At 64.4% G+C, this 13,402-nt stretch carries 10 protein-coding genes; 5 read left to right on the top strand and 5 right to left on the bottom strand.

The window, feature by feature from the left end; genetic code table 11:
• Window positions 1-82 precede the first annotated feature (82 nt).
• Entirely contained in the window at window positions 83-2,383 is a 2,301-nt protein-coding gene (locus ACZ0BA_RS14420) for a coiled-coil domain-containing protein (protein ID WP_463451931.1), read from the top strand.
• Between the two features lie 4 nt (window positions 2,384-2,387).
• On the opposite strand, the gene ACZ0BA_RS14415 is transcribed toward ACZ0BA_RS14420, so the two are convergent.
• Both ACZ0BA_RS14415 and ACZ0BA_RS14410 read right to left on the bottom strand, forming a co-directional pair.
• Window positions 2,388-2,759, bottom strand: a complete 372-nt coding sequence (locus tag ACZ0BA_RS14415; protein WP_463451930.1) for a hypothetical protein — start codon at window positions 2,757-2,759, stop codon at window positions 2,388-2,390.
• A gap of 49 nt (window positions 2,760-2,808) precedes the next feature.
• On the bottom strand, window positions 2,809-3,867 hold the full coding sequence (locus ACZ0BA_RS14410; protein WP_463451929.1) for a DUF475 domain-containing protein: 1,059 nt from the start codon (window positions 3,865-3,867) through the stop codon (window positions 2,809-2,811).
• A gap of 107 nt (window positions 3,868-3,974) precedes the next feature.
• Between ACZ0BA_RS14410 and ACZ0BA_RS14405 the strand changes: the two genes are divergently transcribed.
• The 4 genes from ACZ0BA_RS14405 (at window position 3,975) to ACZ0BA_RS14390 (ending at window position 10,798) form a co-directional block, all read left to right on the top strand.
• The gene (locus ACZ0BA_RS14405) at window positions 3,975-4,418 is read left to right on the top strand and encodes a divergent PAP2 family protein (protein WP_463451928.1); all 444 of its coding nucleotides are present in this window, start codon (window positions 3,975-3,977) and stop codon (window positions 4,416-4,418) included.
• 239 nt (window positions 4,419-4,657) lie between these two features.
• Window positions 4,658-5,848, top strand: coding sequence for an efflux RND transporter periplasmic adaptor subunit (locus tag ACZ0BA_RS14400; protein ID WP_463451927.1), 1,191 nt, complete (start codon window positions 4,658-4,660; stop codon window positions 5,846-5,848).
• A gap of 11 nt (window positions 5,849-5,859) precedes the next feature.
• Window positions 5,860-9,135 carry an efflux RND transporter permease subunit gene (locus tag ACZ0BA_RS14395; RefSeq protein WP_463451926.1) on the top strand — a complete coding sequence of 1,092 codons (3,276 nt, stop codon included), beginning with the start codon at window positions 5,860-5,862 and terminating at the stop codon, window positions 9,133-9,135.
• A gap of 241 nt (window positions 9,136-9,376) precedes the next feature.
• Window positions 9,377-10,798: an OmpP1/FadL family transporter gene (locus ACZ0BA_RS14390; RefSeq protein WP_463451925.1), complete on the top strand. Its 1,422-nt coding sequence runs from the start codon at window positions 9,377-9,379 to the stop codon at window positions 10,796-10,798.
• 68 nt (window positions 10,799-10,866) lie between these two features.
• Here ACZ0BA_RS14390 and ACZ0BA_RS14385 read toward each other — a convergent pair whose 3' ends face one another.
• From ACZ0BA_RS14385 to ACZ0BA_RS14375, 3 genes are all read right to left on the bottom strand, one after another.
• A complete protein-coding gene (locus ACZ0BA_RS14385; RefSeq protein WP_463451924.1) occupies window positions 10,867-11,334 on the bottom strand; it encodes a hypothetical protein in 468 nt (155 codons plus the stop codon).
• Between the two features lie 151 nt (window positions 11,335-11,485).
• Window positions 11,486-11,887, bottom strand: coding sequence for a hypothetical protein (locus tag ACZ0BA_RS14380; protein WP_463451923.1), 402 nt, complete (start codon window positions 11,885-11,887; stop codon window positions 11,486-11,488).
• Window positions 11,888-11,983: 96 nt separating this feature from the next.
• Window positions 11,984-13,390, bottom strand: coding sequence for an L-cystine transporter (locus ACZ0BA_RS14375; RefSeq protein WP_463451922.1), 1,407 nt, complete (start codon window positions 13,388-13,390; stop codon window positions 11,984-11,986).
• Between the last annotated feature and the right edge of the window lie 12 nt (window positions 13,391-13,402).

Raw genomic sequence — 13,402 nt, 5'->3', positions numbered from 1 at the left:
TCGGCCCGCATGGCCGCTGTTTGATAATGAGAGCTCAGAAGTCCCGTCGTGTGCCGGGACGCATCCTCTAGCGAGAAATCTCATGCAAGCAGAACTGGCTCAACGCGAAAGCGCAATCGAAGACGTCCAATTGGGCGTGGCTTTTTCCGCCGATACCGTTCCCACCGTTGTCTTGCATGACCCCGACGCGCCCGCCTCCAACGCGCCGACCCCGCGCGCCGCGATGGAAATGAAGGCCATCCAGGAAGCCATCGCCCGCGTCGAGGCCGAAGCCAAGGCCGCTTGCGCCGCCGAAAGCCGGGCCCATGCCGAAGCGCGTGCCCGTGCCCTGGCCGAGGACCGCGCCGCCATCGACGCCGCCGCCGCCGCTGTCGCCCAGCAAAACGCCCAGGCGTCGGAAGAAGCCATCGCCGCCAACCGCGACCGTCTCGAATCGCTGCGCGCCGCCGCCCAGGCCAGCGTCGCCCGCCTGGACGCCGTCAAACATGAAACCGCCGAACTGCGCGCCCGCGTCGAAGCGGACACGCAAATCCGCCTGGCCGCCGAGACCCGCGCCAAGGCCGAGAACGAAAGCCGCCAGCGCGCCTTCGAGCAGATCGCCGCCGAATCGGAGCTGGCCGAGCAGGCCGCGCGCGCGGCCGAGGAGCTGCAAGTGCAGACCGAACAAGCCCGCCTGCAAGCGGTCGAGCGCGTCGCCGCCGTTCAGGCCGCCAAGGATGAAGTCGTCGGCATCGCCAGCGCGGACGCCCGCGTCGCCACCCTGGCCCGCGAACGCGAGCGCCAGGCCTACGCCGCGCGCCAGACCGCGCAAATGCTGGCCCAGGCCGAAGCCGAGGCGCTGGACCTGACCGTGCAGCGCGAACGTGCCGACCAGATCGCGCTCGAATCGGCCTTCAACCGCGCCGCCGCCGAAGTGCGCGCGCTGGAAGAGGCCCGCGCACTGGCCCATCTGGAGCAGGAGCGTGAGCAGATCGCCCTGGCCAAGGCCGAGTCCGAACGCAGCGCCGCCCAGTCACTGCACTTGCGCCTGCAAACTGAAAAAGAAATCCGCGACGCCGCCATCCACCGCGAACGGCTGGAGATGGTGGCCGCCGCCAGCGCCAAGGCGCGCCGCGACGCCGACGCCAGCATCATGGCCGCGACCGAGGCGCGCATCGAAGTCGACAGCCAGCTGCGCGCCGTTGCGCTGGCCCGCGTGCAGGCCGAGCAGGAAGCCGAGCTGAGCACCCACGCCAAAGTCGAAGCCGAATCGCTGGCGCTGGCGCAAGCCAAACAGCGCCAGGTGGCCGACGAGATCGCCGCAGAGGCGGCCCGCGCCGACATGCAGGAACAGCAGCGCGCCGCCGCGCTGGCCGAGGAGCGCGCCGCGCTGTCGCGCACCGCCGCCGAACTGGCCGCCAGCGTCAACGCCGCCGAACAGCAGGAAATCGCCACGATCTCCCGTCAAGTCGAGGCGCAACGCCAGGCCGATGCGCTGGCCAGGCAAAAGGCCGAGCAGGCCGAGGTGTTGCTGCAAGCCGAACAGGCCCGCGCCGCCGAGGAACAACAAGCCATCGCAGCGCTGAAGGAAAAATTGGCGGCCGAGGAGGGCGCCAGCGCTGCCGCCAAGCACCGCGTTGCCGCCGAGCGCGCGCAGACCGAGGCGCTGCGCCAGCAGCAGGAAGCCGAACAGCGTTTGGCCGCCGCCGCCGACAAGCAAGCCGAAGCGGCCAGCGTGATTGCCGCGCAAGTGGCGCTGGAAGCCGTGCAGCAAGCCACCGCCGCGCAGGCGCTGGCCGCGCAGGCGCGCCTGGCCGTGGAATTGGGCGTGGTGCACGCCGAGCGCGCGCGTATCGAACAGGACAAGGCGGCCGCCGCCGAAGCGTTGTTGCAGGCCGAGCGTGAATTCATCGAGACCGAGCGCGAATCGCTGGCGCTGATCGAGCAGAAGCTGACCCAGCAACGCTTGACGACGGCGTCGGAAGTGCGCGCTTCGAAGGCGATCGCGGGACGCCTGGAGGCGGAACAGCAAATCGCCGAGGCGGCGCGTCGGCGCGCCGACGCGGAGCAGGCGGAAGCGGACGCGATGGCGCAGCGGGCGCTGGCCGAGCAGGCCGCCGCGCAAGCTGCTGTGGACAAGGCAGCCGGTCAGCTGGCATTGCTGGAAACGGCCAAGGCGTACGCCGACATGCAGCGTAAAGTGGCCGACACGACGGCCGCGATGACCGCCGCCAAGCAGAAGTTACTGGATCTGGAAACCCGCCGTCACGGCGCGGTGCAAAAAGCGCTCGACGGCGTGCAGGTCAAGGTGGAAGCGGCCGAAGGCGCCGTGGTTGAAACGCTGGACGCCGCCCGCGCCCGCAAGGAGGCGCGTCAGGCCCAGCCGGTGTGGCGCGCGCGCTGAGAGCTTACTGCTGCACCTGCACCTTGGTGATGTAATAATCGGTCTCGCCGAAACATTGGGTCGGCACGCCCTTGTGCTGCGAGTAGCTCAAAATCACGCGCTTGCCGGTGGCGTCGGTCAATTGCTTTGCCACCGCCTCATCGCGCACGCTGAACTCGAACTTTTCAGGGATCGCCCCCGGCATCGAGGTCAGCAGAATCTCGCCTTCCCAGGTCTTGCAAATCCAGCCACGGGTGGAAAACTTTTGCAGATACCCCGCGCGTTCGCCATCCGAATAGGAAATATGCAACATCGCCCAGGTGTAGGCGACGAAGACCAGCAGGGTGGCCGCTACCAGGGCGATGAAGTAGAGAACGATACGCGATGATTTTGTCATAAGTAAGCCGGTTGAATATCCAAATGGGTCTGCAATGTTTTCAATCTTATCATGCGGGGTGCAGCCGCTTGTGACGGATCGATGACCACAACGACACGGCGATGAACGCCACCCCCGACAAGCCCGTGAACCACTCCGGAATATGGTATTTGACACTGGCGAGCATGATCAGTGCCAAAATACCGATCGCATAGTGGGCGCCGTGCTCCAGATAGACGTACTCGTCCAGCGTGCCCTTGTGCACCAGGAATACCGTCAGCGAACGCACGAACATGGCGCCGATCGCCAGACCCAGCATGATGATGACGACATCCTTGGTGATGGCAAACGCGCCGATCACGCCGTCAAAGCTGAACGACGCGTCCAGCACTTCCAGATACAGGAAACCGCCGATGCTACCGCGCGAGACGGCCGAGACCACCGCGCCGACGCCGGCCTCGGTGGTGTCGCCGTCCTCGGCCGGCGGGTCTTCCTCCAGCAGGCTGCTGATCCAGCCGACCGCCAGATACACCAGCACGCCGACCACGCCCGCCGTCAATACGCTGAATTTTTCCGTGTCCGGCACCAGATAGACGCAGCCGAACACCGCCGCCAGGGCCAGCAGCACGGCCAGGCTTTCGGTGCCGAGTTGGCCCAGTTTGGCTTCGATCCAGCCCAGCCAATGCAATTCCTTTTCCTCGTCGAACAGGAAATTGAGGAATACCAGCAGCAGGAACGCCCCGCCGAACGCCGCCACCTGGGCGTGCGCGCCGGTCAGGTAGCGCGAATACTCGTCCGGATTCTTGGTGGCCATGGTCCAGACGTCCATCAGGCCCAAGCCGGTGGCCATCGACACGATCAGCAGCGGAAACACCAGCCGCATGCCGAACACGGCCACCAGAATGCCGACTGTCAGGAACAGCTTGCGCCAGAATTCGTTCCAGTGGCGCAGCACGGAGGCGTTCACGACGGCGTTGTCGAACGACAGCGACACTTCCATGATGCCGAGCACGACGCAAATCCACAGCGCCTGCAGCAGGCCGGAACTGCCGCCATGGTTGAAGCCCCACCAGCCGGCCAGGCCCAGGAGGATGAAGGTGACGATGAAGGAAATGCCGAAATGTCGCATATTGTGTTTACTGAAATGATGTAATGTCCTGAATTTTAGCTGACTTGCTTCCGCCACTGTGAACCGTTCTGCGATAATTGCGCCACAAAAATGCAAAGGAATTCCGGATGGACATCGCTTACCTCGTCACCCCCCTGATCACCTGGCTCACGGTGGGCCCGATCAAGTTTCTGATTAATAGCGCCAAGGCGCGCAAATGGGCCTTTAATTTGGTTGGCAACGGCGGCTTTCCCAGCAACCACAGCGCCGTGGTGTCGAGCATGGCGACCCTGATCGCGCTGCGCGAAGGCATCGGCCATCCGGCGTTCGGCGTGGCTGTGACGCTGTGTTTCATCGTCGTTATCGATGCCAACAGCCTGCGCCAGCACGTCGGCAAGCAGGCCGCTGCTATTAATAGGCTGGCGTCGGCCGAGAACCGGCCCGCAGCCGTGGCCGCCGGCCACACCTGGTTGCGCGAGCGCATGGGCCATACCGTGGTCGAGATCATCGGTGGCTTGTGCACCGGCGTCGCCATCGCCCATGCCATCCACGCCATTTTCGGCCGGGGCTGATCGATCCCCGCCCGGACCATGAACCTGGAATAAGCTCGGAGCGACATGGGGGCGGATCACGCGCCGGGCGCTAATCCGCCCCACGTTTTCGCCGTTTATCCCCGTATTCGGCATTTCAGCCACAAATTCTGCCGTCCGTCGCACGTTGATTGACCTCTGCGGGCCACTCGGGGATACTCTGCGCGCTGTAGTCTGGCTAAAATACTAATAGCACCACGTCCACTATCTCGGAGAACTTTATGTTGCGCAAAACCCTACTCGCTCTCGCCGTCGCTGCAGCCCTGGTTGCTTGCGGCAAGTCCGCCAAGGAGCCCGAGAAAGGGGCGGCGGCTGCGGCGGCCCCGGCCAGCGCCAAAGGTGACAAGGATGCCAAGAAAGAGCCCGAGGTGGTGTTGCAAATGGCTCAGGAGGATATCCTGGCCGTTGAATCGAACGCGCTCGCGTCCGGCCCGGTGATCACCGGTTCGATCCAGCCGGAACGCCGCGCCGACCTGCGCGCCGAGGTCGGCGCGGTCGTAATTCAAGTACTCAAGGAAAACGGCGAGGCCGTCAAAAAGGGCGACGTGCTGGTGCGCCTGGACGAAACCTCGATCCGCGACAGCCTGACGTCGGCCGAGGAAGCCTCGCGCGCGGCCCAGCAGTCGCTGGCACAGGCCGAGCGCATGCACGAGCGTAACACCACGTTGCGCGCCTCCGGCATGGTTTCGACCCAGGCGCTGGAAGACGCGGAAATCCGCCGTAACAACGCCCTGAGCGACCTGTCGGCTGCCCGCTCGCGCCTGGTGGCGGCGCGCCAACAGCTGAGCCGCACCACCGTGCGCGCGCCGTTCGACGGCATCGTCAGCGAGCGCAAGGTGTCCAACGGCGACACCGCCCAGGTCGGCAAGGAGCTGATCAAGGTGATCGATCCGTCGAGCATGCGCTTCGAGGGGCTGGTGTCGGCCGACAAGATCGGCGAGGTTAAGGTCGGCCAGCCGGTGCTGTTCCGCGTCAACGGCTATCCGGGCCAAAACTTCAGCGGCAAGGTCAAGCGGGTCGATCCGGCCGCCAACGCCGTCACCCGCCAGGTCGAGGTGCTGGTCGAATTCGCCGAGTCGGCGCAGCCGCGCGTGGCCGGCCTGTACGCCGAAGGCCGGGTCGAGTCGAAATCGTCGTCGTCGCTGATGGTGCCGCCGTCGGCGCTGGTGCAGGCCGGCGACAGCAACTATGTGTGGCGCGTCAAGGGCGGCTTGCTGAACAAGGCGCAGCTGACGATCGGCACCCGTGACGAGCGCAGCGGCCGCTGGCAGGTGCTGACCGGCCTGGCCGCCGGCGACACCATCGTGCGCGTGCCCGGCTCCGGCTTCAAGGATGGCCAGAAAGTCGTGCTCACCGCACCGAAGGCGGTTGCCGCCGCGTCGGCCTCGGCCTCCACCGTCGCAGAAAAATAAGGAATAACGCGATGTTCTTATCCGATTTCAGTATCAAACGGCCGGTCGCGACGATCGTGCTGATCGTCGCCATGATGTGCCTGGGCCTGATGGCGTTGAGCAAATTGCGGGTCAACCAGAATCCGGACGTCGAAGTGCCGTTCATTGTCGTCATGATTCCGTATCCGGGCGCCTCGCCGGAAACGGTCGAGCGCGAGATCGTCAACCGGCTTGAAAAGTCGTTCCAGTCGATCACCGGCGTGACCGAGGTCAACTCGACCGCGTCCGAGGGGCAGGCGCGCGTGTTCATCAAGTTCGCTTTCAGCAAGAATTTGATCGAAGCCTCCGACGAGATCCGCAATTCGATCGCGTCGGTGCGCTACAAGCTGCCGATCGAGATGCGCGAACCGATTCTGCAGCGCATCGATACTTCGGCCCAGCCGGTCATGCAGCTGGCGCTGTCGTCGAGCGTGCAAAGCCACGCGGTCATCTCGCGCCTGGCCGAGGACAAGCTGGCCGACCGCTTCCGCGGCATCGACGGCGTGGCCTCGGTCAACATCGACGGTTCGCTCAAGCGCGAACTGAGCGTGCTGCTCAAGGCTGAAAAGCTGCGTGAATACAATGTCTCGGTGGGCGAGGTGGTTAATGCCTTGCGCAACCAGAACACCAACGCGCCGGTGGGCAAGGTCAAGGGCGAGCTCGACGAGAAGAGCATCCGCCTGGTGGGCCGCATCGAGCGCCCCGAGGACTTCCAGCAAGTGGTGGTCAAGCGCAACGGCGACGAACTGGTGCGCCTGGCGCAAGTGGCGACCATCGAGGACGGCTTCGCCGAAATGAGCTCGCTGAGCGTGCGCTCGGGCAAGCCCAACGTCGGTATTTCGATCACCCGCTCGAAGGACGCGTCGACCGTGACGGTGGCGCGCAAGGTCAAGGCCATGGTCGAGGAAATGCGCAAGGAATTGCCGGCCGGCGCCACCTTGGAAGTGACCGAAGATGGCGGCGAGAACGCCGAGAACAGCCTCAACAACGTGATCGAGGCGCTGGTGTTCGGCGCCGGCCTGACCATTTTCGTGGTCTACGCGTTCTTGAATTCGTGGCGCTCGACGATGATCACTGCGCTCAGCCTGCCTACCTCGGTCGTTGCCGCGTTCATCGGCGTGTGGCTGTGCGGCTTCACCTTGAACTTCATGACCTTGCTGGGCCTGTCGCTGGCCATCGGCGTGCTGATCGATGATGCCATCGTGGTGCGGGAAAACATCGTGCGCCATATGCAGATGGGCGCCGACCGCCGCACCGCCGCGCTCAACGGCACGGCCGAAATCGGCATGGCCGTGGCCGCCACGACCTTCTCCATCATGGCCGTGTTCATTCCGGTGGCGTTCATGCCGGGCATCACAGGCGAATGGTTCCGTCCGTTCGCCTTGACGGTGACGTGCTCGGTCGCGGTCTCGCTGCTGATCTCGTTCACCCTGGACCCGATGCTGTCGGCCTTCTGGGGCGACCCGCCGGACCACCACACGGCGCCGCGCAAGGGCGTGGGCCGCGTGCTTGAGCACTTCAACCACTGGTTCGACCGCCAGGCCGACCGCTACGGCAACGTCATCGCCTGGGCATTGCACCACCGCAAAGCGATGGCCATCCTGGCCGTGCTGACCTTTGCCGGCGCGCTGGCGCTGCAGGCCAAGCTGGGCGGCTTCAGCTTCCTGCCGTCGTCGGACTTCGGCACCATTGCCATTGATGTGCGGGCGCCGTCGTCGGCCAGCCTGGAGTACTCGCGCCTGAAACTGGACCGCGCCGCCAAGGTCGCCTTCACGATCAAGGAAACCAAGCAGACCAACGCCTACGTCAACCCGACCGGCGGCCGCATTTACGTCGACATCGGCAAGAAGACCGAGCGCAAGCGTTCGGCGATCGAGATCGCCAAGGAATTGCGCGAGAAGCTGGCCGGCCTGGTCGGCGCCGAGTTCACGGTGCTGGAGGATTTGAGCAACAACGCCAGCAAGCCGGTCGAGATCCAGTTCACCGGCGCCGATTCGCGCAAGCTGATGGAAATTACCAACGCCTATATGGACCGCCTGCGCAAGGTGCCGGGCGCGGTCGATGTCAGCCTGTCCGAGCAGGATCCGAAGGACGAGCTGCAGATCGAACTGAACCGTGGCTTGGCGAACTCGATGGGCATCGCCGCCGGTGACGCCGCGCAGGCATTGCGCGTGGCCTTTGCCGGTATCGAAGTGGGCGATTGGGTCGACCCGACCGGCGAATCGCGCGACGTTGCGGTGCGTCTGGCGCCGGAAGACCGCACCAGCGCCGAGAACATCGAGCGCCTGCCGATCAGCGTGGCCGGCACCAACCAGATGGTGCCGCTCGACCAGATCGCCAGCGTGACAATGGGCAAGGGTCCGTCGACCATCAAGCACAAGGATGGCAAGCGCATCATCTCGGTGAGCGCCAACGCCCAGGGCCGCTCGCCGGGCGAGGTGACCAACGACGCCATGAAACTGGCCAAGGAAATCGACTTCCCGCCGGGTTACGGCCTGTCGCTGGGCGGCGCCGGCAAGGACATGAACGAAGTGTTCAGCCAGATGATGATCTCGCTGCTGGCCGGTATCGGCCTGATGTACCTGATCCTGGTGATGCAGTTCGGCTCGTTCACGGCGCCGATCGCGGTCATGCTGTCGTTGCCGCTGTCGCTGATCGGCGTGGTGCTGGGCCTGCTGATGACCAACGGCACCATTAACCTGATGAGTTTGATCGGGGTGATCATGTTGATGGGTCTGGTAGCCAAGAACGCGATTCTGTTGCTCGACGCCGCCCGCACACGCGAGGAGGAGGGCTACAGCCGCGAGGACGCGCTGATGTACGCCGGCCGCATGCGTCTGCGTCCGATCCTGATGACGACGTTCGCGCTGATCGCCGGCATGTTCCCTGTCGCGCTGGCGTTGGGCGAGGGCGGCGAGTTCTACCGTCCGATGGCGATCGCCATCATCGGCGGCACGATCACCTCGACCGTGCTGACCTTGCTGATGGTGCCGACCTTCTACGACAGCATCGAGATCAACAAGGACAGCCTGTCGCTCAAGTTCAAGCGCCGGGTCGATCACTGGACCGGCCGCTTCGGCGCCTGGGGCACGGCCATCGCGTTCGTGCTGACGGCAATCGAAGTGCTGTTGTTCCTGACGTTGATCCGCTTTATCTACCGCTCGCTGATGTGGGTGGTCGGCAAAATCACCGGCAAGCACGGCGGCGGCGCGCCGGGCGTCGTCGCCCCGGCCGTGTCGCTCAACAAGAGCGCCTTCGATCCGCAATAAAACAGCGGAGGGGGGTGAGAAGGGCCTTCGGGCCCTTTTTTTACGGCTGAATGCAGAGCAAGTGCTCGGTTTCAAGGTGAAAATTAGTGCTTGCACTCTAGTAACACGTCTTCCCGTAAAATTTATTAATGTAGTAAGCTGCTGGCCTTCCAGCACCAAATCCGGCCTCATCGGCTTGATCGGCTGCGGAACCAGAAAAAAACCTGGCGCAAACGCGCCTACCACAATGAGAGACTCCACCATGCAACGCAAACATCTTCCCCTGATTATCGCCGCCGCCCTGAGCGTGATGACCACCGGCGCCAGCGCTTCCGGCTACCGCTTCGGCTCGCAAAGCGTGTCGGCCCAGGGCACCGCCGACGCCAGCGGCGCCGAAGCCAACGACGCTTCGACCATCTTCTACAATCCAGCCGGCCTGTCGCGTCTGGAAGGCACACAGATCAGCGCCGGCGCCACCGTCGTGGTGCCGCACTCGACCTATACCGACACCGGCTCGACCCGCTTCACCGGCACCCGCACTGGCGGCACCCAGACCAGCGACTTTGCCCCCAATTCGGTGACCGCGCCGTCGCTGTACGCGTCCAAGAAGTTGAACGACCAGTGGGCCGTCGGCTTCGGCGTGTTCGTGCCGTATGGCGCGAAGTTGAACTACGGTAGCACCTGGAACGGCCGCTATGCGCTGACCGATGTATTGGTCGAGGCCGTGACGCTCAATCCGTCGGTATCGTTCAAGCTGAACCAGCAGCATTCGTTCGGCTTCGGCATCGACGCCGAACACATGAAGGCAGAACTGGGCCAGGCGGTCGACGTGCCGGGCACCGTCGCCGCGCTGCGCACGCCGGCCGGCGCCGCGCAAGGCGCCGCGCTGATCCGTCAGATCACCGCGCTGGGCGGCAATCCGGCGCTGCTGGCGACCGCCGGCGACGGCCGTGGCGAGAACGAGGTCAAGGATTGGGGCTACGGTTTCAACCTGGGCTATATGTTCACGTTGGACGAGAACACCCGCTTCGGCCTGAGCTATCGTTCGTCGATCAGCCACAAGATGAAGGGCAGCACCATCTGGGACTTCTCGAACGTGACCACCGACCGCGTTGTCAACGGCGTGCTGGCCAGCGCATCAAACCGCGCCAACTCGGCCGCACTGGTGTCGTTGCGTACGCCGGACACGCTGTCGGCCAACGTGTTCCACCAGTTCGATTCGAAGTGGGCCGGCATGGCCGACGTGACTTGGTCGCGTCATAACCGTCTGGGCAACCTCGACATCGAGTTCCCAGGCACGACCGAAGGCGCAGAAGTGATTCGTCAGCAGTGGAAAAACACGGTGCGCGTGGCGGTGGGCGGCAACTATGTCTACAACGAGAACGTGACGTTGCGCGCCGGTGTGGCGTTCGACGAATCGCCGGTGCAAAACGCCGAGCTGCGCCACCCGGCGCTGCCGGACAGCGACCGCATGCAATATTCGCTGGGCATGAACTGGAAGCTCGATGCGCGTTCGTCGATCGATCTGGCGTACAGCTATGTCGACTTCAAGGACGCCCAGGTGAACTACACGAACCAGTGCAACACCTTGTCGCGCACCTGCACCGGCAATGGCGAGACCACCCGTGGCACGTATAACACGCACCTGTCGCTGATTGGCCTGTCGTACAACTACAAGTTCTAATCACGCGCGCGAGCGCGCAGCTGCGGCGCGCTTGCCGTCGCTTGCCGCTGAGGCGGCGCCCGACGCGCTTACGGGCGCGTGTCGCCGTTAATTTTTAAGCCGGTGAGCATGCCGGTGGAGTAAGTCCACTGGCACGTGGCGGGCGCTCGGCGATGCTTCGCGCCCGTCACATTGATCACGTCGTCATGCCAGGAAAAAGAAATTTGATTGGCGGTGACGCTGCTGTGGCTGGGGGCGCGCAACATGACGCGCCAATCGATCGTGGGGGCGTTCGCGCTGGTGATAATCGCTGCGCGGCATGAAACCAACGCTCGTTCCATCGCGCTTTGCCGTATCTTTTCAGCGCTGGGAAATCCCAGGCTGTAAAGCATGACGATACCCCCGGCGCAAGCCGCCGGCACGACGAACAAACCAATCACTAGTGCCAACGTGCCCGATGGCGGCGCACTCAAAACCGCCACGTCGTCAGAGACCAGGGCACGGGTCTCTGTGCGCGGTCCGGCCTCAAAATCGGTCGGTCGGTCGAGGGGCGACATAGTGGCCTTGGTCTGATTGGGGATGAGCTTGCATGGCCCCATTCTAGGACGATTTACCCTACGGAATCTCACCAATTGTTGCGTATGGTCTATACGCAACAGTCCGGCACAGGCCGCGCCAGGATGTCGCCCGCCTACCTCAGCCGCCGGGTTACTGGCCCGGTGGAGTGGTCGAGCCGCCGCCGGTGCCGCCGGCGCCTGCGCCGCCGCTGCCCGTGCCACCGGTGCCACCGCTGCTGCCAGCGCCGCCGGTGCCGGCGCCGCTGCCGCCGCTGCTGGTGCCGCCGGCGCCAGTGCCGCCCGCGCCGCCCGCACCGCCGCTGGTGCCGCTGCCGCTACCCGTACCACCGGAGCCGGCGCCGGTCGCGCCAGGTGTGGTGGCGTCCGGGGTTGGGCTTGGCGTGGTCGACGGCGTCGACGGGCTGCTGCTGCTTTCAGGCGTCGCCGACGGGGTTTGTGGCTGGTCGGCCGGACGCTTGTTGCAACCGGCCAGCAGCGCGACGGCAAAGGCCGCGCCCAATACTACTTTGCTTGCTTTATGGAGGGAAGTCATCATTCTTTCCTTTCGAAAAAAAGGTCAGGGAAAACATTTAGACAATGGCCGCAGAAGTGCGGTTCCCTTTATTTTCTGACGACTCCCGATTGAGGGTCAAGCCGTTTTCCGTATCGTGTCGCTGTCAATTGGCAGGTCGGCGTCGCTGTTGAAAACGGCCAAGTCGGTCTCGCCCATCAGTCGGCTGGTGACCGTGCCGGCGGTGATCGAACCGCTGACGTTGAGCGCGGTGCGGCCCATGTCGATCAACGGTTCGATCGAGATCAGCAGTCCGGCCAGCGCCACCGGCAGGTTCATTGAAGACAGCACGATCAGCGCGGCGAACGTGGCGCCGCCGCCAACTCCCGCCACGCCGACCGAGCCGATGGTGATGATGGCCAGTAGCGGCAGGATGAAATGCGCGGTGAACGGGTCGATGCCGACGGTCGGGGCGATCATCACCGCCAGCATTGCCGGGTAGATGCCGGCGCAGCCGTTCTGGCCGATGGTGGCGCCGAACGAGGCGGCGAAGTTGGCGATGCCTTCGGATGTGCCCAAGCGCAGCGTCTGCGTCTGCACGCTCATCGGTATGGCGCCGGCGCTGCTGCGCGAGGTGAACGCGAAGGTAAGTACCGGCAAGATCTTTTTGACGAAGCGCAACGGGTTCAGGCCGGCGCCGGTGACGATGAGCAGGTGCACCACAAACATCAGCAACAACGCGCTGTACGAGGCCAGCACGAAGTCGATCAGGTGCAGGATGTCGCTGTAGCTGGAGCTCGATACGACCTGCGCCATCAGCGCGAACACGCCGTACGGCGTCAGCCGCAGCACCAAGGTGACGATGCGCATGACGATGGCGTGCGCGACCTTGATGAAGTTGTCGAACGAGGCGAAGATGTCCGGCTTCTTATCGTGGATGCCGGTGGCGGCGATGCCGATGAAGACGGCGAAGATGACCACCGCGATGGTCGAGGTCTTGCGCGCGCCGGTCAGGTCGAGGAAGGGATTGGCGGGGATGAAGCTGAGCAGCATGCTCGGCAGCGAGATCGCCTGCGCCGCTTCGACCTTGCCTTGCAGGTAGACCCCGCGCGCGATGTCGGCGGCCGACGCGGTCAGGCCGACGGCCGTCAGGTGGAACAGCTTGGCCATCAGGATGCCGAGGCCGGCGGCGATCAGGGTGGTGACCATCAAGGTGCCGATGGTCAGCGCGCTGATCTTGCTCAGCGAATCCATGCCCTTCAGTTTGAGGATGGCGGCGATGATCGACACCATGATCAGCGGCATGATGATCATCTGCAGCAGCTTGACGTAGCCCGAGCCGACGATGTCGAGGTAGTCGCCGGTGATCTTCAGTTCGGCCGAGCCGGCGCCGTAGATCGCTTGCAGCGCCGCGCCCAGCACGATGCCCAGCCCCATGCCGGTGAATACGCGCACCGAAAAGGACGCGTGCTTGCGCTGCTGCGCGTACAGCACGCCAAGCAAGACCAGCGCCGCCAGCAGATTCAACACTACGTTCATCGTCATTGCCTACCCTTT

The sequence above is a fragment of the Duganella sp. AC917 genome (assembly GCF_979258245.1).
Note: the sequence above shows the minus strand (reverse complement) of the source record. Positions and strands in the feature narration are given on the sequence as shown.

Bases quoted from the DNA above. Each gene is read 5' to 3' on its own strand.
- ACZ0BA_RS14420 (WP_463451931.1), top strand. From the start codon at position 83: ATGCAAGCAGAACTGGCTCAACGCGAAAGCGCAATCGAAGACGTCCAA.
- ACZ0BA_RS14415 (WP_463451930.1), bottom strand. From the start codon at position 2,759: ATGACAAAATCATCGCGTATCGTTCTCTACTTCATCGCCCTGGTAGCG.
- ACZ0BA_RS14410 (WP_463451929.1), bottom strand. From the start codon at position 3,867: ATGCGACATTTCGGCATTTCCTTCATCGTCACCTTCATCCTCCTGGGC.
- ACZ0BA_RS14405 (WP_463451928.1), top strand. From the start codon at position 3,975: ATGGACATCGCTTACCTCGTCACCCCCCTGATCACCTGGCTCACGGTG.
- ACZ0BA_RS14400 (WP_463451927.1), top strand. From the start codon at position 4,658: ATGTTGCGCAAAACCCTACTCGCTCTCGCCGTCGCTGCAGCCCTGGTT.
- ACZ0BA_RS14395 (WP_463451926.1), top strand. From the start codon at position 5,860: ATGTTCTTATCCGATTTCAGTATCAAACGGCCGGTCGCGACGATCGTG.
- ACZ0BA_RS14390 (WP_463451925.1), top strand. From the start codon at position 9,377: ATGCAACGCAAACATCTTCCCCTGATTATCGCCGCCGCCCTGAGCGTG.
- ACZ0BA_RS14385 (WP_463451924.1), bottom strand. From the start codon at position 11,334: ATGTCGCCCCTCGACCGACCGACCGATTTTGAGGCCGGACCGCGCACA.
- ACZ0BA_RS14380 (WP_463451923.1), bottom strand. From the start codon at position 11,887: ATGACTTCCCTCCATAAAGCAAGCAAAGTAGTATTGGGCGCGGCCTTT.
- ACZ0BA_RS14375 (WP_463451922.1), bottom strand. From the start codon at position 13,390: ATGACGATGAACGTAGTGTTGAATCTGCTGGCGGCGCTGGTCTTGCTT.